We start from the raw sequence: 20425 nt of genomic DNA, 5'->3' as shown, positions 1-20425 counted from the left end.
GCTAACCGCCCGCGGGCGCAGACTCCGGCTGGCGGGCGGGCCCTTCCTGGCGTCGCACCATCACCGCCCCGCCGCTCTCGCCCCGGGCGGTGAACCCGAGGAGGTGGAGGAGCCCGATCACCCATCGGTTGCGGGCCCACCGCGCCAGGACGACGGCGTCGCTCCGCGCGGCATGCGGCCGGACTCCCGGCAGCCAGACGGCGACGCGATCCGCGCCGGCCGTCCGCAGAATCCAGGACACGGTCAGCCAAACGCGAGCGCGCTGCCGGACGATGAAGAACCCGTCGTCTCCCTGTCGCTGGTAGAGCGGGAGAAAAACGCGGCCCGCGAGCGCCGTTCGCACCGGTCCGCTCCGATCCGCGCCGAGTTCCCGCCCCGCCTCGACGACATCGAAGTTTCTGAACCCCGGGTGCATCCGGAATTCGTCCTCTTCCGACACGACATGGCGATAGTGGACGTCCAGCACGCGCGGCAGACCCTCCGCGCGGCGGGCGAGACGAGCCCTCCGGTCTCCCCGCCCCGGGGCGTTTTCCTCGTCGATCAGTCCGAGGGCCTCAAGCAGGATCCACACGGCCTCCTCGTGCGCGTCGATGGACGACGCGGCCTCGTGCTGCCCTGCCTCGATGCCGATGTTCACCCAACCCAGGCGGTCGAAGTAGTGAAGCATGGCCCCGTCGAACTGCTCTTCCAGTCCCAGGACCACCGGGACGGGAAGGCGGAGCGCGAGCGCCCGGTTCTGAAGCGTGTCCCCAAGCGTCGTGAAGGGCGCGCTTTCCGATGACGTGGTATGGAGGTCGAGTACGTGGATGGGCCCGCGCGCGCGCCGGTGCTCCGATTGGAAAGCCGCCAGCAGGTCCCGTTGTTCCGCCAACTCGGCGCTCCCCACCATCGGCGCTCCGGCTCCGTCCCGCGTCGATCCTCGGGAGCCCAGCGACTCCAGCAACGCGTCCACGCGGTCGTGCTGCCACACGCGGTTGAGATCCTCATCGATGAACCGCGTGCCCGCTTTGTGCGCCTGCAGATTGCCGAGGAGACCCACCAGGTCCCCGCGCATCCGAAGCCGGTTCGCCGAGAGAACGCCCAGTACCCGTTCCAGCGCCCCGATACCCGCCGGCTCGTTCCCGTGCAGGGCGGCGATACAGATGACGAGCGGCCCGGGCTCGGCGCCCCTGTAGGCGCCGATCCGTCGTCCGCGGCCGCCGGGCTCCTCGATGGCCGTCGGAGTCGGGGATGTCGTGTGCTTCACGCGTCAGGTCGGTACAGCGTTTCCGCCTTCGCCGCGAACACGAAATCACTCTCCGTCAGTCCGTCGATCTTGTGCGTCCAGATCCGGACGACGACCCGTCCCCACGCGAGGAACAGATCCGGGTGATGGTTCTGCTCCTCCGCCATCCCGCCCACGCGATTCACGAAGTCGAGCGCCGTCACGAAGTTCGGGAAGCGGTACTTCTTCTCGAGATGGTGGCCGTCCACGACCCGCCAGTCGGCCCCGAGTTCCTCCGCAAGCGCGTCGAGGGCCTCCCCCTCCAGGGGTGGAACCCCGCCTCGACAGGGAATGCACTGCTGCTGCGCGAGCGGTATCGACATCGGATCGTCTCCGTGGCTGCTGTTCGTCTCAGTCCTCAGGGTGCGTCGGCAACCGCTTGCAGGAGTTCCTCATAGTCCGGTTCGACGCCGGCGTCCTCCGACACCCAGGCGTACGCCACCTTGCCGTCCGTCCCGATCACGAAGGCCGACCGCTTGGAGACGCCTTGGAACCCGTGAAACTCCTCGTACAGCACGCCCCAGTCACGTGAAACCGTGCGGTTGAAATCGGAGAGGATGGGGAAGGGGATGTTCTCCTCGGCCCTGAATCGGGAGGTGACGAACGGGCTGTCGACGGAGATCGCGAACACGGCGGCGTCGAGCGACGCGTAGGCGCTCCACTCGTCACGGAGCCGGCACATCTCCGCCGTACAGACCGAGGTGAAGGCAAGAGGGAAGAAGAGGAGCACGATCCGGTCACGGCCGAGGTAATCCCCCAGATCGATCGTTCCTCCGGCTTCGTAGGGTAGCGTGAACGGCTCCGCGCGGTCGCCGACCGAGATCTTCATGCTGGTAGCCACGTCAGAATGCGCCTCCTCCACCTCCGCCGAAGCCGCCGCCCGAGAAGCCGCCGCCCCCCGGGATCCCGCCGCCCGAGAAGCTCGAGCCCTGGGCGCTGCGCGGCGCGGACTGCATCACGCTGTGCGTCTCCGCGGACATGTTGTTCAGGTTCGAAACCAGGATGTGAGCGTTGAACGTCGAAAGAGCGTGCCCATGATACCAGTCCGGGGGTTCGCGATACAGGTCCCGGAACGCCCGCGACCACTGCGCCGCGACGCCGAGCGCCATGGCGTACGGAAGACACCTCTCGAACATCTCCGGACCCGTGATCTTCCGCCTGTAGCGGTCGGATTCGACGCGCGTGAGGAACTCCTCGAACCCCTTCACCTGCCGCAGCAGCTCCGTGCCCTTCTTCGTGCGCGCCGGCATGAAGAGTCCGAAAATCACGATGACGAACGCGGAGGCGATGGCCGCCCCGAGCACGGCTCCCATCGCCAGCGGGAGCACGGCCTGGGCGAGCAGCCCGCCGAAGAAGATCACGATTCCGACGAGGAACCCCAGCCCGACATATTTTCCGGCGACGATGGTAGGCGATTCCGCGTAGACGCCGTGCTCGATGAGCGTCGCCAGCAACGTCGACTTCAGTTCCGGCAGGTCCTTGTAGAAGCGGTCCTTGAGGTCGGAGAGCCGGCGGGTCCTGCGCCCCCCGAAGACCGCCCGCAGCAACGCGCCTTCGTGCGGAGCCAGATCGTCGCCCGGCAGATCGCGTCGCTCGAAGACGTAGTCCTTTCCCGACGCGAGCCCCGGGAGGCGCTTCTCCTCGCTCTCCCCGATCGTGAGGTGCCCCCGAACGGCGAGGTCGACCAGCGTCGCCGTGATGTCGCGCAGGTCCGCCCGGTTGTCGACGATGACGCCGACCTCGGCGGGCGTGAGGTTGCCGGGCGGCTCGTAGCGCGGCTCGATCGACCCGATCTCCGGGTCACGACCCCGCTCGTTCCAGCGCCGGTACATGAAGGCGAAGGCGAAGAAGGGCAGGAAGAGCGGCCAGTTCGCGAACAGGTACATGGCGGCGAGGTCGATCGCCGTGGGCCGCCGGACGACTCCGGCATTCCATCCGACCCCGATGGTCAGGCCCTCGCGGAAGCCGAGCGGCCGGTCGGTTCGCACGTCGACCCGCGTTCCCGCGACATCGACCACCGCGTCCTGTCCCGTCGCGCCGTAGCCCCCCGTGAAGGCGTGGGCGCGCACGCCCGCGACCGCCTGCGGGAGTCTCACGGTCGCGCTTGCCGTCTCGATCGGGACGGGCCATTCGGTCCCCGTCACGTTCCAGTAGAGTTCGTCGTACGCCTCGACGATGCCGTCTTCTCCTTCATCCGCCTCGAAGAAGCGGAGCCCGTGCGTCACGCCGTAGGAGAGTCGGACCGTGCGAACCGTGTCGACCGCGCCGGGCACCCAGATCTTCGTGTTCAGGTCGTCCCCATCGCGCTTCGACTCGTAGCGCAGGGGATTCCCGTCCGCGTCCGTGACCGCGTCCACGGAAAGGCGCAGCCTGTAGCGGAATCCGTTGATCCGGTACTCGACGCGAATCGCCCGGTAGATCCCGTTGTAGCTTCCTTTGAAGCGGGGCTGGATGGTTTCGGTCACCTCGATGGACCCGTTCTCCAGCACCCGGATATCGGCGTGGAAGCTCTCGATGTGCCAGGAGCGCTCCTGCGCGGCGGCAGGGGACGGAGAAGGACAGAGGGCGCCTGCCGTGGCGCCCGCCAGCATGGCGGCTCGGACCGCCGCTCCGGCGGCTCGTCGCGGACGCCGGCGCTTCACGAGAACGCCACCCCCGGCCCCTCGCGCTGCCGCTCATCGTCGAGCGAGAAGAACTCCCGGCGCGTGTGGCCGAAGATCCCGGCGAGCAGATTCGTCGGGAAGACCTGCGTCTTCGTGTTGTAGTCCCGGACGACGGCGTTGTAGTAGCGTCGCGCGTTCTGCACCGCCTCCTCGATCTCGTCGAGGGAGCGCTGGAGGTCGGTGAACGCCTCGACCGCCCGCAGCTGAGGATAAGCCTCCGAGAGCGCGAAGAGCCTTCCGAGCGCCCCGGCGAGCGCCCCCTCCGCCGCACCCGCCTCGGCGGGCCCGCGCGCGCCCATGGCTCGGTTCCTCGCCTCGACCACGGCCTCGAGCGTCTCACGTTCATGGCCTGCGGACGCCTTCACCGTCTTCGTGAGGTTGGGGATGAGGTCCCATCGGCGCTTGAGCTGGACGTCGATGTCGGCCCAGGCGCCGTTCACGCGTACGCGCAGCCGCACGAGACCGTTGTACATCCCGATGATGATGAAGGCGACTGCCGCGAGTACGATCAGGAACCACAACATGGCGGGCCTCTGTTCCCTATTCTCCACGCCCCAGACGGAGGATGATCTCGAACTCCTCCTCCGTCACCGGCATGACCGAGAGTCGCATGCCGCGTTTCATCACATTAATAGTCTCGAGGCCGACCGTTTCTTTCATCATCTGCCGGGTCACCGGCGTCCCGAAGGTCTCCAGGTAGAGGAAATCGGGGCACCACCAACGAGGATTCTCGCGGCTCGACTTCGGGTCGAAGTAATGGCTGTCGGGGTCGAACTGGGTGGAGTCCGGGTGCGCCGGACCCGCGACTTCCGCCACGCCGTAAACGCCGAGCACCCGGGTGTTGGAATGATAGATGAGGACCTTCTCTCCCGGATTCATCCGGTCGCGCATGAAGTTCCGGACCTGGTAGTTCCGCACGCCGTCCCATTCCGTCTCGCCGTCCCGGGCGAAGTCGTCGATCGAGTACACGTGAGGCTCGGTCTTGGCGAGCCAGTATCCGGTGATTTCAACCGGCATGTGAAGCCTTCCTTGCTCGTTTCCTCTGCACCCCGTCGGTGCGCGGCCGATCCGCGCGGATGGGCCGAATCTACCCGCACGGCTCCGCAGGGTGAACCCCGGCGGGGTGATCGCCGCTCGAACGCAGCAGGGCTATGGCCATGGGCTGCCAGCTCGCGAATCTCAGCCGCACGACGCTATTTTGCCACGGGCTGCCACCCGGAACAGGCGCGCAGCCGCCTCGAGATGCCACGCCGCACGGAGACCGCATGAAGATCCCGCTGTATCAGCTCGACGCCTTCTCGGACCGCCCCTTCGAGGGCAATCCGGCCGCCGTCTGCCCGCTCGAGGCGTGGCTCGACGACGACGTTCTGCAGAAGATCGCGGCGGAGAACAACCTCTCGGAGACCGCTTTCTTCGTTCGGGATGACGGGAGCGAGGAGGGCGGGTTCGCGCTCCGCTGGTTCACGCCCGTGTCCGAGGTCGACCTGTGTGGACATGCGACGCTGGCCTCCGCCTGGGTCGTTCTCGAGAGGCTGGCGCCCGGCCGCGAGAGCGTGAGTTTCGAGACGAGAAGCGGCGAACTCATCGTGGAAAGGGGCGAGGGAGATCTCCTCGTGATGGATTTTCCGGCGCGCCCGGCGGTGTCGCGCGAGGCCCCCCGCGCCCTCGTGGAGGGACTGGGAGCGGAGCCCGCCGATGTGCTGGCCTCGGACCGGGATTATCTGGTCCTTCTGGATGCCGAGGACGATGTCCGGAAGCTGAAGCCGGACTTCAGCCGACTGCGCGGACTGGATCGCCTCGGGATCATTGTGAGCGCGCCGGGAGTGAGCGCGGACTTCGTGTCCCGCTTCTTCGCGCCCAGCGTCGGCGTGCCGGAAGATCCGGTCACGGGTTCCGCACACTGCACGCTGGCGCCCTACTGGGCCGAGCGTCTCGATCGCGGCGAGGCGCCGCTCGAGGCGCGGCAGATCAGCGCTCGTGGCGGCACCCTCATCTGTCGCCACCTCGGGGACCGCGTGACGATCGCCGGCCGTGCGGCGCTCTACCTTTCCGGCGAGATTACGCTGTGACGGATTCGGGCGTGCGGCCGTCTACGGGATGGCGGAGGAGAGCGGGCGCCGCGCCGGGTGACCGATCGGACGCCGCGCCGACGCGAGAGGGAGCGGGACAGATGATGCGTACACGGATGCGGAATCGGAGCAGGCGCGCCCCCGGGGTCGGTCTCGTGGCGCCGGCGGCGATCGGGGCACTGGCGGCGCTTGGGGCGCTGGGGCCTGCGGACGCGGCGGCGCAGGTCCCCGGCGGACGCCTTCCCGGCCAACCGCCCGGGGAGTCGTCTTCAGGCGGAAACGGCACGCAATGGGATCTGGGCGCCACCATCTCCCTGATGGCGCCGCATGGGCAATTCAGTTCGTTCGTCAACGAAGGTTTCGGGGCGGCGCTCACCGCCCTGCTCGGCTTCGAGGACTCCCCCGCCTTCCGGGTTCGGTTCGATGCCGGCTACGTAAACTACGGATCGGAGACGCTTGGCGTCCCCGTATTCTCGGTGACGGACCGGATCCTGACCGACATCGTCACGCGCAACAACGTGGGCTACATGGGGCTCGGCCCCGAGATCCGGCTTCCGTACGGCCCCGTCCAGCCCTTCGTGAACGCCTTCGCCGGGCTGGGCTATTTCTTCACGGTCAGCTCCGTCGAGCACGGCTGGGATCTCTACGATTCTCCCTACGACGGCACGACGGTGAACTTCGATGACGTGCGCGCCGCGTACGGCTTCGGCGGCGGGCTCTCGATCCCCTTCAACTGGTCCGACAAACCGGTACTGCTGAGGCTGGAAGCCCAGTACCGGAGGCACGGCCGCACGGAGTATCTCGTGCCCGGGAGCATCGTCGAGGACGGCTTCGGCGGGAGTTCGTTCTCGCCCATCGCCTCCGATGTCGACTTCGTGCTCTTCCAGTTGGGGCTGACGTTCAGAGTCTAGAACTCGACGCGGGCCGCCGGACGCCGCCGGCCCGACCCGGGCCGCTACGGCTGCCGGCGCTCCAGGCGGGACACGGAGCCGGTGAGATTCACGACGTAGAGTTCTCCGGAGCCGTCGACGCCGAAGGAGGACACCGCCCCGAGACTCCCCACGTTCCAGCGTCTCTCGTCCGTCGCCCGACCGCCATCGAGGCGGAAGCTCCGCAGAAAGCCGGTGCAGAAATCCGAGTAGAAGTAGTGCCCCGCGATCTCGGGGAGCTGTGACCCGCGATACACGTATCCTCCGGTCACCGAGCAGACGTTGCCGTCGTGGACGTACTCGACGACGGGCAGCGTGAGACCCGACATGTCGCACCCGGAACTCTGGTAACAGGCGGATCCCTCCATCGTGTTCCAGCCGTAGTTCACGCCCGCCTGCCCCGCCGGCACCGCGTTGATTTCCTCGCGTTCGTTCTGGCCCACGTCCGCCACGTAGAGGACATCGCCCGCGAAGTCGAAGGTCGAGCGCCACGGATTCCGGACGCCGATGGCCCAGATCTCGCCTCGCGCGCCCTCCTCTCCGGCGAAGGGGTTGTTGTCCGGGATCGCGTACGGGTCGCCTCGGTCCACGTCGATGCGGAGGATCGAACCGTGCAGCGTCTCCGGGTTCTGCCCGTTGCCGAACGGATCGCCCGCCCCGCCCTCGTCGCCGAGGAAGATGTACAGCCTCCCGTCGGGCCCGAACTGCAGCATCCCGCCGTTGTGGTTCCTGCGGCGCTGGGTGAGCGCGAGGATCCGCTTCGCGGAGCCCGGGTCGAGACGGTCGGGATCGCCCGAGACGGTGTAGCGCTCGACCACCGTGTCATCTCCCGTGTCGGTGTAGTAGACGAAGACCTGGCCGTTGTCCGCGTACCGCGGGTGGAAGGCCATCGTGAGGAGGCCGCCTTCGGGGGCCGTGCCCACGCGGCCCGAGAGGTCGAGGAAGGGGGCGTCGAGGAGTTGCCCGTCCGCGTTCGAGATGCGGATGCGGCCCGTCTGCTCGACGACGAACAGTCTCGGATCGTCCGGCGGGGCGCCGAGGAAGACCGGCTGGGAGAGCCCGGTCAGGACTTCGTTCGCCGCCAGTTCGAAGCCGGCGATTGGCGGAAGCCTTGGCGGCGCTGGCACAGGCGGAGTGGAGTCCAGGGCGTCGTCCGAACAGCCTGCGGCCGCCCACGCCGCCCAGCCGGCCGCGCCCGTCAGGAGGGCGAGGCCGCGCAGGCGGAGCGGACGGGGGGCCACATGCTTCCGCGCCCCGAAGCGCCGGGCGGCCGGCACGCGCGGATCCGCCGCGGGGATCAGGGCACCAGTTCCGGCCGGCGATACTTGAGGAAGAACACGCCCTCCTTGCCGCTCGACACGACGATCGTCCCGCTCGCGAAGAACGGGTAGTTCGACCACGAGCCGTCAAAAGTGACGGACTCGTCCCACGGCACCGTGTCGAAGAAGCCGACTTCGCGCGGGTTCTCGCGGTCGCTGATGTCGAGCACGCGCAGCCCGCTCACGTAGTTCGACTGGTACATGAGATCGCCGACGATGTAGAGGTTGTGGTCGATCGTGAACGTCTCCCCGAAGTGCTCGTTGACCAACACCGGATCGTCGAGGTCCGACACGTCCCAGACGAGCGTGCGCGTGCCCCGCATGTCCGGCTCGGTCCCGGCCTGTGTCGCCGCACCGACCGACGCCATCTCGTCGCCCTCGTCGTTCTGATAGAAGTATCGGTGGTCTTCGGTGAGCCAGCCCTGATGCGCGTACGCGACGGCCGGGTAGTTCTGGGTCGCGAGCGAGACCGGATTCTCCGGGTCGGTGACGTCGGCGATCGAAAGATAGCTCTCGTTGGCCCCGAAGCAGATCTCCTTGCCGAGGTGTTCCGCGTCGGGTCCCCGGTAGTTCACGCACTGCGCGTCGTGCGTATACCCCCGGCCCTGGTATCGCGTCCCGTCATCGGCGAAGCAGCCGATGAAGCGGGGATCCGTGGGTTCGCGGACGTCGATCATGTGGAGACCGCCGCCGCACGTCTCGCCGCCCCCGTTCGACCCCACGCTGTACGCGGTGCCGGTCTCCTCGTTGATCACGATGTTGTGGGAACTCGCGATCCCGTCGTACAGGGCATCGGCGTCGAACTCGACCGGCGCGTCGCGCACGTCGCGGAGCCGCGTGAGATCGAACACCTGCATCCCGTGCCGTCCCGCGCCGTCGGCGACGACGAACGCGTGGTCCGCGTACACCTTGACGTCACGCCACGAATTGGTGATCGACCCGGCCGTCTTCGGCAGGCTGCCCAGATACGCGGGCGCTTCCGGATCGGAGATGTCGATGAACGCCGTGCCGTCGGTGCGGCCGACGATCGCGTATTCGCGGCCCGTCGCCGTATCCGTCCACCCCCAGACATCGTTCGTCTCGATGCCGCGGTCCGTTCCCCCGATCGCGTCGAGCGGCAGAAACGAGATCACGTCGACCTGGTCGCAGGTGAACTGGTCGGCCATGCCGTCCTCGCCGCACTCCACTTCGGCAAGCGTCGCCAGCGGACGGCGTTCCTCGGCGATGAAGATCTTCGCCGTCTCGGCCCAGCGCCCGTCCTGGCGCTCGAGCACGACCGCCGACCCCATCGACCCGTCGTCCCACGGCTGTCCGACGACCGCCAGGCCACCCGCCGCGGAGACGGAGATTCCGAACCCATCGCCTGCATCGGTGCCCGCGCCCGCATTGATCTTGCTCGCGGAGCCGAAACGCCCCGCTTCGGCATCCCAGGCGAAGGCGTAGATGGCGCCGAACAGGTCCGCGCCGGGGGCGCCGACCCAGAGTCCCCCCTCGTGGGCGGTGAAGGACGTTCCGAACCCCGCGCCGGGCTGGCGGTCGAACGCGGCCAGCGATCCAGTCCGCACCCAGTCGCCCGACGAGCGTCGCTCGTAGAGGAGGACCGCGCCGGCCCCTTCGTCCAGGCCGGGGAGGCCGAGCATCGCGTGATCTCCCTCGACGCCGACCGAGATCGTGGGGGCGCGATCGACTGCGACCGCGGCTCCGGGCTGGGCCTCGTCCCCCGTGAGCCCGAGTCGCGCCTCCTGCACCCACGTCCCGCTCTCGTCGCGTCCGAACACGTACGCGGCGCCGGGAAGCTGCGGGCCGGCGAAGGCGCCGACGATGACGCGCTCACCGTCCGTGTGCACGCCCCAGCCGAAGAACTCCTGCTGTGGATCGGGATCCGACGGCGTCAGGATCCCCTGCTCGATCCACTCGCCGCCGGCGCCGCGTTCGAATACCCAGGCGCCGCCGGTCCCCTCGTAGCCGAGGGCCGTCACCACGAGAAGGTCGCCCGCCAGCGCCGCGAAGCGACCGAAGGACGACCCGAGCGGCACGCTGCCGGGGCGCAGATAGCGCTCGAATTCCCAGCCGCCGCCGGCCTCGCGGAAGACGAGCACGCTGCCATCGCTCTCGCCGTCGCCGTCCTCGTCGAGGGCCGTCGCCCCCACGAGCAGCCGGTCGCCGTCGGCGACGACGAAGCGGCCGAAGTAGTCGGGACCGTCATGCTCGGGGGCGCGAAGCGTCCCGGTCTGCGCCCAGCCACCGTCGCCGCGTTCGTAGACGTACAGCGAGCGCGGCGCCGACTCGGCGGGTGCCGCACTCGGATCGATGGGCTCGCTGACGATGATCCGGCTCTCGCTGAGCACGACGGTCTCGCCAAACTGCTGCGCGTCGGCGGCGGGCACGAACAGCAGTCCGCAGGCGGCCGCGGCGAAGAAGTTCCGTGTTCTATTCATCGGGTACATCCTTTTCTGCGGGATTCAACGTCGTTCGAAGTAGTAGATGCCGCCCCCGGCGGCGCCGACGACGAGGTCCAGGTCGCCGTCCCCGTCCAGATCCCCGAACTCCGGCGTCGCGAACAGCGGCAGATCGTCGGCGGCGGGGAAGCCACCGTCGGCCTCGACAAAGTTCGGGGCCGCGGGACTCCCATCGTTCCGGAAGTAGCGGATCCCGTCGGACTCCGTACCGACGATGAGGTCGAGGTCTCCGTCCCCGTCGTGGTCGAGGAGCTTCGGGAAGCTGCGTCTGCCGATGTCGATCTCCGCGTACTCGTCGCTTACGAATTCGAAGCTCGGCTCCGCGGCGGAGCCCACGTTCTCGTAGTAGTTCAGCGCTCCCGAGGACTCCCCGATCATGAGATCGAGATCGCCATCGCCGTCGAGGTCTCCGAGCGCGGGCGTCGCGTTGCTCCCGCGCGTGATCTCGATGAACGCCGAGTCCACGAGATTGAGGCGGGGTTCCGTGGCCGACCCCTCGTTCCGCACGTAGCGGATCTCGTCGCGCCAGGTGCCGAGCAGCAGGTCGAGGTCGCCGTCCGCGTCCAGGTCGCCGAAGGCCGGCGCGTTGTGGTAGGCGCCCGGCAACTGGAACTCGCCGATCCGGCGGAAGGCCGGCCGCGTCGCGGTCCCCTCGTTCTCGAACAGGAAGACGCGCGAGTTCGACAGGTCCCCTGGGTCGATCTTGTTTCCGAGGAGCATGTCGAGATCCCCGTCGCCGTCGAGATCCACCAGCGAAGCCACGCTCTCGCTGCCCACATCGATCTGCGAGATGAAGCGGCGCGTCCGAAGCTCGAAGCCGCCATCGGACTCCTGCGAGAAGAGCATGAGGTTGTCGGCGGTCGTCGTGTTCGCGTTGTACGCGCCGCCGAGCACGCCCATGAGCAGGTCGAGGTCGCCGTCGCCGTCGTAGTCGCCGAAGGTCGGGGCGTTGTAGCCGCTCGTCCGGATCGGGTCGTCGAGGGGGAAGGGACGCGGCTCCACCCGGAGGTTCGGAGCTTCGCACGAGCCCGCGTTCTCGATCAGGAGGAGCCCGGCCTCGAAGAAGTCGCCCCAGAACATGTCCGTGTCGCCGTCCGCGTCGTAGTCGGCGAGCGCCATCGTGTTCGCCCCGTGCAGGGTGGGGAAGGGCCCGCCCGCGTCCGGGCCGTCGAAGGGCGGCACGCCCCCGGCCGCCGCCGGGTCGGCGACGATCTCGATGTCCTCGAAGCGGTCCGTGACGTGCCGGAAGGGCGAGGCGTTCGCGCCGATCGCGCCCGTCGCCTCGTAGCGCGTGACCGTCCCCACGAGGCGCCCGATGAAGAGGTCGAGGCGGCCGTCGCAGTCGATGTCCGCCGCGTTGGGGATGTTCTGACGATCCGAGAAGATCGCCTCCCCGCGCGTGTCGCGAAGGGTATCCGCGATGAGTTCGAATACGGCCCCGCCCGCCGTCCCCGTGTTCCTGTAGAGCTTCATGTAGCTGAAGGGAGACTCCGCGAGGAGGTCCCGGTCTCCGTCCGCGTCGACATCGACGAAGCGGAACCACTCTCCGACCTCGAGGTCCGAGTACGCAGCCGGCCGCCAGGTGTGGCGACGTCCGTCCGGCGTGTCTTCGCGCTCGAAGAACATCAGGCGGTCCGTCGTCTCCTGCACGAAGAGGTCGAGGTCGCCATCCCCGTCGATGTCCACCCACTGCGGGCGCGGGACGTTGAAGCCGCCGAGGAAGGGGATTTCGTAGGCGTTCCCGGATTCGTCGAACACCGGGAAGGGCGTGACGTCGCGGACGAATCCGGTTTCATCGCCGGCCGCGCGCTCCGGCGCCAGCTCCCCCGGGCCGACGCCGCCGGAGGCGCATCCCGCCGAGAGGAGCGCCGCCGCCAGCGCGGTCGGCGCGGCCCGCCGGCTCCGGGGTCCGGCCATGCGGTTCACGTCGCCGGAGTCCTCAGCGCGGGCTGGAGGCGAGACCGATGCCCGACGCGTAGGGCGGTGTCTCGATGACGTCGACGATCTCGCGGGTCGCGGTGTCGATGACGACGACCGTACCGCCGGGCGCGTCGTATCCCATCCGGTCCGACGACTCGTAGGAGCCGGTCTCGTTCCGGTTCGCCACGTACAGTCGGGATCCGTCCGGCGAGAGCACGCTGCCGTGAGGTTCGGCGAGGCCTTCGCCCCGGATCACGGCGGCCACGGACCAGTCGGACGTGTCGACGAGCGTGACCTCGTTCGCGCCCAGGTTGCCGAACCAGATCCAGCGCCCGTCCGCCGACCAGCTCGGGTGCCACGGCCGCGCGCCGACGTCCAGCTCCCCCACGAGCTTCGGCGCCGCCGGCTCCGATAGGTCGAATACGAGGAGCTTGGCGGTCATCTCGGCCGTCGCAACGAGCGTCTCGCCGTCCGGGGAGATCGCGTATTGCACGAGGACGTGGGGCATCGTCCCGGAACCGGGAAGCCTGAGCAACTCCGCGTCGCCGCTCTCCGCTTCGACCGTGACGACGGAGTTCTCCCCCAGGCTGCCCGCGTAGACCCACCCGCCGTCGGGGCTCGCCAGCAGCGCGTGCGGACGCGGGATGAAGACGTCGTATTCCTCGACCTCCATCGACATCCGGTCGATGCGGCCGATGCGCTGCGGCGGGTTCACCGCGGCCATCGACCGCCCGACGAAGAGCCACGGCTCCGAGGGGTGGAGCGCGAGCAGGCCCGGCCGTTCGAACTCGACGGAGGCGACGAGTTCGTTGTCGCGGTCGAACTTGAGCACCCGGTTGGCGGCGATGAGCGACACGTACCAGAACGATCCGTCCGGCTCGACCGCGACGTGGTGCGGCTTCGCGTTCGCTCCGTACCCCATGGCCTCCAGGTCGATGACCTCGACGACCTCGTGCGTCTCGAGGTCGATGACGGTCACGGCGGCCGCCTCCTGGTTCGCCACGTAGAGGAACGGACCTTCGGCGGAGGCGGCGGTCACGTCCGCCGCCGCGGCGGCCCGCACCGTTACGAGTCCGGCCATCCCCAGGGCGAGGAGGCCGGACCGCGCGGCGCCGGCAACCCGAGACAGAATCGCTGCGATCTCCATTACGGAACGAGCTCCGGCTTCTGGTACTTCACCATGAACAGGCCCTCGCTCCCGCTCGTCACGATGATCGTCCCGCTCGCGAAGTACGGATAGTTGCTCCACGAGCCGCCCATCGCCGGGCCCTCCGCGTGAGGCACGGTGTCGAGGAAGCCGACCTCGACCGGATTCTCCGGGTCGCTCACGTTCAGGATCCGGAGTCCGCTGTTGTAGTTCGACTGATAGAGCAGGTCGCCGAGCACGTACATGTTGTGGTCGCTCGCCGTCGACTCGCCGAAGTGCTCCTTCACGAGGACGGGGTCGTCGAGGTCGGTGATGTCGAAGATCATCGTCCGCGTACCCGAGAACTGCGTCCTCAGTTCGTCGAGTTCGTCTCCCAGGTAGAAGAAACGGTGATCCTCCGTCACCCAGCCCTGGTGGGCGTAGGCGACGTTCGCGTACGTGGCCGTCGACAGGGGGATCGGATTGTCCTTGTCGGTGACGTCGGCAATCGAGACGTCCGTCTCGTTCGATCCGAAGCAGATCTCCTTGCCGGCGTGCTCGCGGTCGGGGCCGTCATAGATCAGGCAGAGCGCGTCGTGCGAGTATCCGGTGCCGCGGCGCCCGGTGCCCTCGTGACCGAAGCAGCCGGCGAAGCTCGGCTCCGTCGGCTCGCTGATGTCGATCATGTGGAGGCCCCCGCCGCACGTCTCGCCCCCGCCGCTCGATCCCACGCTGTAGGCGAAGCCCGTCTCCTCGTTGATCACGATGTTGTGCGCCGAGGCGATCCCGTCGTAGTGGGCATCCACGTCGAAGGTGACCGGCTCGCTTCCCACGTCGCGGAGCCGGGTGAGGTCGAACACCTGCATGCCATGTTCGCCCGCGCCGTCGGAAACGATGAAGGCATGATCCCTGAAGACCTTGATGTCGCGCCACACGCTGCCCCGCGCGCCCTCCGTCATCGGAAGGCGCCCGATGTAGCGCGGGTTCTGCGAGTCGGTGATGTCGATGAATGAAGCCTGGTCGGTGAGCCCCACGAGGGCGTACTCGCGACCGGTCTGCGGATCGGTCCAGCCCCACACGTCGTTGACGCGGACGCCGCGGTTCGCCCCGAGCGACTGCACCGGCATGAAGGAGAGGATGTTCACCTCGCTGCAGTCGAAGTCGGCCGACACCCCTTCCTCGCAGCCCACCTCGTGGCCGTTGATCGCCGCGTAGTTCGTCGCGTCGCTCCACACCTCGGCGGCTTCGACCCACTCGTCGCCCTGCCGCTCGAAGATGTAGGCGGTCCCCATCCCGTAGTCCTTGCGGCTCGCCGCGACGACCGCGACGTCACCCTGCGCGGCGAGGCTGCCGCCGAAGCCGTCGCCCTCGGTCCGGTTCGAGGCGGAAACGGCGCCGGCGAACTCGACCCCGCCGTCGGGGTCGGTCGAGTAGCGAAGCACCCGCCCCTCGCGGCCCGCGCCGGAGCCGGACCCGCCGATCCAGATCTCTCCGTCCACGGCCGCAAAGGCGTTGGCGAAGTTCCCGCCGAAGGACCGGCCGCCACCGGCTACGACCGGCGGATAGAACCGGCCTTCGGGCCTCCAGGCATCGCCATCGGGAGTGAACGTGTAGGCGATGCCCACGCCCCCGGCGCCGGGGGCTCCGACGACGAGCCGGAAGCCGTCCTCGGTGTCCTCGCCGTACAGGACGGCCCCGAAGCGTCCGTTCTCGCCCACTTCCGGGGCCGTGAGCGGTTCCGGCGCCGCCGTCCAGGTGCCGTCATCGGCCCGGGTGAAGAAGAAGACCGCACCGGCGCCGTTCGTATTGCCCACGGCGCTTCCGGGAGCGCCGATCGCCGCCACCCGGCCATCCGTGATCATCGCGGCGCCGAAGCCGTCTCCGTCGGCCGCCTCGGGGGATTCGACGACTCCGGCTTCGTTCCAGGCGGAGCCGTCCCGTTCGAAGAAGTAGACGCGGCCTGCCGCGCCGGGTCTCCCGCGACCCCCCTGGCCCGGCGCCGAGACCAGCGCGAGGTCGCCCGCGATCGCCCCGCCGGCGCCGAAGACGTAACCCTCCGGCAGGTCGGCCGGCGTCAACGTTGCGACTTCCTCCCAACTCCCGTCGCTCCGCTCGAACACGTGGGCCGCGCCGGGCGAGCCGACGAGCATGCGGTCGCCGTCGACCGCGAGCGAAATTCCGAATCGGCCGCCCTCCTCCGCCGCGTAGGGCGCGAGTTCCGCGGAGAGGGCCCATCCATCCGGACCCCGTTCGTATACGTAGACGGCGCCAGTGGACGTCGCGCCGCCGGTCTCGGCGACGAGGACCTGGCCGGATGAGACCGCGACGGCGAGGCCGCGTCCGAAACCTTGGCCCGCGACGGGCGTGGCCAGGCAGGCGAAGGCGGCCGCAAGGGCCGCGACTCGAGAAAATCCACGCATGAAATGACTCCCATCCTGAAAGCTGCGGACAATAGTCGTACAAACCATTTAAAACACTCCGGAATCCGGATGCGTTGTCCAATGTGTGGCCCGCGAGATGTAGCGGGAAACCGTCTCTTCAAGCCAGCCGGTTCGCGGGCCGGCCCGCCCCTCGCCGCGCCCCCGGCCGACGAACCCGAGATGCCCTCCCCGCTCCGTCAGCTCCAGGGAGAGGTTCGGGCGTCGCCGGATCGTTTCGACGGGCACCGAACTCGCGGGGGCGAGCGGGTCATCCCGCGCGTGGACGAGGAGCATGGGAAGCTCCACGGGGTCCACGAAACGCTTCGCGCTGCAGCGCGCGTAGTAGTCGGCGGCGTCGCGAAAGCCGTGAATCGGCGCCGTGAGCCGGTCGTCGAACTCGCGGATCGTGCGCGCCCTTGCCGCCCCCGGCGCCACCACATGCGGGAACCTCGCCGCCTTCTCGCGCGCCTTCTCCCGCAGGCTGCGAAGGAAACGCCGACCGTACACGCGCCCCATCCCCCGTTGCAGGGCGTCGGCGCTGGACTCGAGGTCCCAGGGGACCGATACGGCGGCCGCGGCGACGAGACCCCGGCCGCCGCCCTCCCGCCCGAGCAGGTTGAGGAGCGCGTTCCCGCCCAGCGAGAACCCGACCGCGGTCCGCGGGAGATCCGGGAAACGCGCCGCCATCCAGGCCAGGGCGCGCTCGATGTCGTCCGTCCGTCCCGAGTGGTAGGCGCCCGGCAGACGGTTCGGCTCCCCGCTGCAAGAACGGAAGTTGAGCGCCACGGCCTGAATGCCGGCGGCCGCCAGCGCCTCGCTCGTCGTCACCATGTAGCCGGAGCGCGCGCTGCCCTCGAGCCCGTGGAGGAGGAGGCAGACACCCGTCGCGTCCTCCGGCCCCCGCCACCGGTCGAGATCGATGAAGTCGCCATCCTCCGTGTCGAGCCGATAACGGTCGTAGCGAGGTTCGCGACGACGGCGGGCGAGTCGGCCCACGATGGTCTGCAGGTGGGGGTTCCGAAGCCCGAAGGCCGCCTCGAAGGCCGGTACCTTCCCCAATGGACGGGTCTTCACGCTGCGACGTGGAGAGGGAGCTCGGCCAGCCCCCGGATCACCGTCGAGGTCCGATAGTACGGCTCGCGCGCCGTTAATTCGATCGTGCCGAGCGCGCCCAGCGCCTCGGTGAAGATGGCGCTCGCCTCCATGCGCGCGAGTTCCGCGCCGATGCACTGGTGGACCCCGTGTCCAAACGAGGCGTGCCTGGGGCCCCTGCGCGTGATGTCGAAGGTGTCGGCATTCTCGAACGCGGCTTCGTCCCGGTTGGCCGATCCCGTGAGCAGAATCACTCCGTCGCCCGTCGCGATCTTCCGCCCCCGCACGTTCACGTCCGCCTTGGCGATCCGGAAGTCCGTCTGCACCGGGCTGTCGAAGCGCAGCATCTCGTTGATCGCATCGCGCACCCGGTCGGGCTCCTCGCGCAGGCGCCGCATCTGCGCCGGATTGCGCACGAGCGCCAGCATGCCGTTCCCGACGAGATGGGTCGTGGTCTCGTTTCCGGCGATCATCAGGACGCTCAGCATGTCGCAGGCTTCAACCATGCTGATCCCCTCGCCGGCAGCCGCCAGCCTTGCCAGCGTACTGATGGCATCATCCTCGTGCGATTGCGTCCGTTCACGCAGGAGAGACATGAAGTAGCGCCGGATCTCGGAACCGGCGATGTGAGCGGTCCTGCGCTGCCGGCGTGTGGCGATCAACTCCAGCAGCCGGGCGCGCCTCCGCGACCAACTCTCCCACCGGCGGTGCTCGTCCCCGGGGAGCCCCATCATCGCCAGCATCACGCGCATGGCGAGCGGCTCCGCGACCTCCGCGATCCAGTCGATCGTTCTACGTCGCACCGCCCGGTCGATGAGTTCGGCTGCGGTGCGCGCGACAGTCCCGTTCAACGCCTTCAAGCGCGCCTTCGTAAACGCCCTGGCGGCGCACTTGCGCAGCCGCGTGTGTTCGGGCGGGTCCACGAGCAGGATGCTGTAGTCATCCGGGGCCGGCGTGAGCACGCTCCGCGTCGCTTCCCGCCACCTCGGATCATTGGAGAAACGCTCGTGATCCTTCGCCGCGGCGAGTACGTCCTCGTAACGTGTCAGCACCCAGCTTCCGAGAATCGCGCTTCGATGCACAGGGCTGCGTTCGCGCAGCTTCGCGTAAGTCTCGTACGGATCCTGAATAACGCTGCGTGACAACGGGTTATACGTTGCGCCGCTCCTCGCCAGCTCCCGCACGCCGACGGCATGTGCGCCCAGACTCCGCCATCGCGGTAGCTTCATCGGTCTGCCCGCCTCGCTAACGGCTCGTTGAAGGGACCCTGTCTCGTGTCTCGACCATTCCTGCATCAGTACACCGTCGCGGAGGCGGGTTCCCGGCGCTGGCTCTACGTACTGCATGGTATCTACGGCACCGGCCGCAACTGGGCTTCATTCGCCCGCCGGCTCGTCGCCCGGCGCCCCGAGTGGGGAGCCGTGCTCGTGGACCTGCGGCTGCACGGGCACTCCCCGAGCTTCGAGCCGCCGCACACCCTTGCCGCGTGCGTGCACGACGTGCTCGAACTCTCCGAGTCGCTGGGACGGCCCGTGGACGCGGTCCTCGGGCACTCCTTCGGCGGCAAGGCGGCGCTGATGGTGGCGGCGGCCGCGACGCCGAGCCAGGCATGGGTGATCGACGCGACGCCCTCCCGCCGCTCGCCGGGAGGTGGGGCGGCACGGCTGCCGGACGTGATTCGCAGACACCCGGGGCCCTTCACGACGAGACGCTGCGCCGTATCGGCCGTCGAGGCCGAGGGCTTCGCCTCGCCCGTCGCGCACTGGATGGCGACGAACCTCGTCCTCGTCGATGCCGGCTATCGGTGGCGCCTCGATCCCGATGCGGTCGAAGAGTTGCTCGCCGACTACTTCCGGCGCGACCTCTGGGACGTCATCGAGACGCCGGCACCCCCGGCGGAAATCCACATCGTGCGGGCCGCCCGATCGGACGTTCTCTCGGCGGACGACCTCGCGAGGCTCCGGGCGACCGCTCTGAACGGCCGTGTTCACCTCCACGAACTCGCCGGCGGCCACTGGCTGCACGTGGACAACCCCGATGGCCTGTTCGGCCTCGTCCGCGACTGCCTCTAGCGTCGGCGGTGCTACCAGACTTCGTACCACGTGCCCGGGATCGCCGCCGCCGGCGCCGTCAGCCCCTCCGCGGCCGCCGCGACGGCGCACGCGTTGAAGCGCAGATCGATGCGGTGGCCGCCGAAGTCCGCCGCGACCCCCGCGCCACCCGCGAGCCCGCTTGCCACGCTCCCCCGGACCGAGATGTCCCCATTCAGGACCAGCGCCCCTCCCACGAGAATGAGCCCCGTCCAGGCGAACCCGTCATCGAGCGTCAGGTCGCCCTCCACGACCAGGGCGCCGCGTCCGCTCGAACCGGGACCGAGCCGGCCCGACCCGGGAATCCGGATGTAGGTCGAGCCCGCGCCGCCGGTGGGCCAGGCGTCGGGCGGCACGGTCGCGTCGGGGACCGGCCCGAACGAGGCGAGCAACTCCGCCCAGCGGATGCCGGTCTCGGCCGCTACCGACACACCGGCCATCGATCGTTCGGAAGGCGCCCCCGTGATCGTCAAGGCCGTATCCGGAGCCGGCGCCGGCCCGCCCCAGTACGCGACGCCCGCCACCGGCGAGGGCTGCTGCGGACAGGCGCCGAACGCGCCGAGCCCCGAGATCGTCCCCTTCGGAGGGATGGCGCCCGCGCTCCCCACGAGGACGAGCGCACCGGGGACTCGCGGCGGTCCGGCCACCCAGAGGAGCTGTCCCACGGACCGTTCGAAGATCGCGTCGCCGGAGACCACCTGTCCCCGGGATTCCACACGGTAGACGGTCTCCCCGCGCCGCAGCTCGAGGAGCGGCTCGAAGGAGACCGTCGCGGTTCCCACGCCCAGCGTGAGCGGAGGCACGGACGGGTTCGGCATCTCGGCGAGCGCGAGCGCCGTCGCGAGTCCGCTCTCGGCCACGTAGAAGGCCTCCGTGGAACGCGCGAAGGCGCGGGCGGACTGCCCGTCGATCCAGGTCAGGAGAAAACCGCCCGCCGCCATGAGCGAAACGAGCAGCAGCATGAGCATGGCCGAGGGCAGCGCGAAGCCGCGAGGCTCCGCGCCGGGGCGCGGGAAGGCGCGGGGCCGCGGGATCTTGCCGAGAGAGCACATGCCGTGAACGTGCCGCGCCGGA

17 protein-coding genes are annotated in these 20425 nt (G+C 69.1%); 3 read left to right on the top strand and 14 right to left on the bottom strand.

All coding sequences use genetic code 11. From position 1 onward, the window contains the following. Nucleotide 1: 1 nt before the first annotated feature. From ACQY5G_RS14605 to ACQY5G_RS14580, 6 genes are read right to left on the bottom strand one after another with little or no spacing between them, the layout of a single operon-like run. On the bottom strand, nt 2-1246 hold the full coding sequence (locus ACQY5G_RS14605; protein ID WP_428275177.1) for a succinylglutamate desuccinylase/aspartoacylase family protein: 1245 nt from the start codon (nt 1244-1246) through the stop codon (nt 2-4). Further along, complete coding sequence (locus ACQY5G_RS14600; protein WP_428275175.1) at nt 1243-1587, bottom strand: 4a-hydroxytetrahydrobiopterin dehydratase; 345 nt, start codon at nt 1585-1587, stop codon at nt 1243-1245. Before ACQY5G_RS14600 ends, ACQY5G_RS14605 begins: the two co-directional genes overlap by 4 nt. 35 nt (nt 1588-1622) lie before the next feature. Next, nucleotides 1623-2093 carry a redoxin domain-containing protein gene (locus ACQY5G_RS14595; RefSeq protein ID WP_428275173.1) on the bottom strand — a complete coding sequence of 157 codons (471 nt, stop codon included), beginning with the start codon at nt 2091-2093 and terminating at the stop codon, nt 1623-1625. Nucleotides 2094-2106: 13 nt separating this feature from the next. Continuing rightward, entirely contained in the window at nt 2107-3906 is a 1800-nt protein-coding gene (locus tag ACQY5G_RS14590; RefSeq protein WP_428275171.1) for a DUF2207 domain-containing protein, read from the bottom strand. Then, a complete protein-coding gene (locus ACQY5G_RS14585; protein WP_428275169.1) occupies nt 3903-4451 on the bottom strand; it encodes a LemA family protein in 549 nt (182 codons plus the stop codon). The genes ACQY5G_RS14590 and ACQY5G_RS14585 overlap by 4 nt, the downstream gene beginning before the upstream one ends. Before the next feature lie 16 nt (nt 4452-4467). Beyond that, the gene (locus tag ACQY5G_RS14580; RefSeq protein ID WP_428275167.1) at nt 4468-4944 is read right to left on the bottom strand and encodes an EVE domain-containing protein; all 477 of its coding nucleotides are present in this window, start codon (nt 4942-4944) and stop codon (nt 4468-4470) included. Between the two features lie 248 nt (nt 4945-5192). Here ACQY5G_RS14580 and ACQY5G_RS14575 point away from each other — a divergent pair, with 248 nt between their 5' ends. Next, nucleotides 5193-5996, top strand: a complete 804-nt coding sequence (locus ACQY5G_RS14575; RefSeq protein ID WP_428275165.1) for a PhzF family phenazine biosynthesis protein — start codon at nt 5193-5195, stop codon at nt 5994-5996. 101 nt (nt 5997-6097) lie between these two features. Continuing rightward, nucleotides 6098-6907 (top strand): hypothetical protein, encoded by an 810-nt coding sequence (locus tag ACQY5G_RS14570; RefSeq protein ID WP_428275163.1) that lies wholly within the window; start codon nt 6098-6100, stop codon nt 6905-6907. A 44-nt stretch (nt 6908-6951) separates the two neighbouring features. Here ACQY5G_RS14570 and ACQY5G_RS14565 read toward each other — a convergent pair whose 3' ends face one another. The 7 genes from ACQY5G_RS14565 to ACQY5G_RS14535 are packed head-to-tail and all read right to left on the bottom strand — an operon-like array spanning nt 6952 to nt 18313. Continuing rightward, nucleotides 6952-8202, bottom strand: a complete 1251-nt coding sequence (locus ACQY5G_RS14565; protein ID WP_428275161.1) for a PQQ-dependent sugar dehydrogenase — start codon at nt 8200-8202, stop codon at nt 6952-6954. 20 nt (nt 8203-8222) lie between these two features. Next, nucleotides 8223-10682 carry a choice-of-anchor B family protein gene (locus ACQY5G_RS14560; RefSeq protein ID WP_428275160.1) on the bottom strand — a complete coding sequence of 820 codons (2460 nt, stop codon included), beginning with the start codon at nt 10680-10682 and terminating at the stop codon, nt 8223-8225. Nucleotides 10683-10706: 24 nt separating this feature from the next. Further along, nucleotides 10707-12620: an FG-GAP-like repeat-containing protein gene (locus tag ACQY5G_RS14555; RefSeq protein WP_428278710.1), complete on the bottom strand. Its 1914-nt coding sequence runs from the start codon at nt 12618-12620 to the stop codon at nt 10707-10709. 22 nt (nt 12621-12642) lie between these two features. Next, nucleotides 12643-13770, bottom strand: coding sequence for a YncE family protein (locus tag ACQY5G_RS14550; protein ID WP_428275158.1), 1128 nt, complete (start codon nt 13768-13770; stop codon nt 12643-12645). After that, nucleotides 13770-16169, bottom strand: a complete 2400-nt coding sequence (locus tag ACQY5G_RS14545; RefSeq protein ID WP_428275157.1) for a choice-of-anchor B family protein — start codon at nt 16167-16169, stop codon at nt 13770-13772. The genes ACQY5G_RS14550 and ACQY5G_RS14545 overlap by 1 nt, the downstream gene beginning before the upstream one ends. 48 nt (nt 16170-16217) lie before the next feature. Then, entirely contained in the window at nt 16218-17228 is a 1011-nt protein-coding gene (locus ACQY5G_RS14540) for a YheT family hydrolase (protein WP_428275155.1), read from the bottom strand. 11 nt (nt 17229-17239) lie between these two features. Continuing rightward, nucleotides 17240-18313, bottom strand: coding sequence for a cytochrome P450 (locus ACQY5G_RS14535; RefSeq protein WP_428275153.1), 1074 nt, complete (start codon nt 18311-18313; stop codon nt 17240-17242). A 222-nt stretch (nt 18314-18535) separates the two neighbouring features. Here ACQY5G_RS14535 and ACQY5G_RS14530 point away from each other — a divergent pair, with 222 nt between their 5' ends. Then, on the top strand, nt 18536-19333 hold the full coding sequence (locus ACQY5G_RS14530) for an alpha/beta fold hydrolase (RefSeq protein ID WP_428275151.1): 798 nt from the start codon (nt 18536-18538) through the stop codon (nt 19331-19333). Nucleotides 19334-19344: 11 nt separating this feature from the next. Here the strand turns inward: ACQY5G_RS14530 and ACQY5G_RS14525 are convergent, their stop codons facing one another. Then, nucleotides 19345-20403: a hypothetical protein gene (locus ACQY5G_RS14525; RefSeq protein ID WP_428275149.1), complete on the bottom strand. Its 1059-nt coding sequence runs from the start codon at nt 20401-20403 to the stop codon at nt 19345-19347. Nucleotides 20404-20425 lie beyond the last annotated feature (22 nt).

Source organism: Candidatus Palauibacter sp. (assembly GCF_965261555.1).
Taxonomy (GTDB): domain Bacteria; phylum Gemmatimonadota; class Gemmatimonadetes; order Palauibacterales; family Palauibacteraceae; genus Palauibacter.
This window is presented reverse-complemented; position numbering and strand designations above follow the sequence as displayed.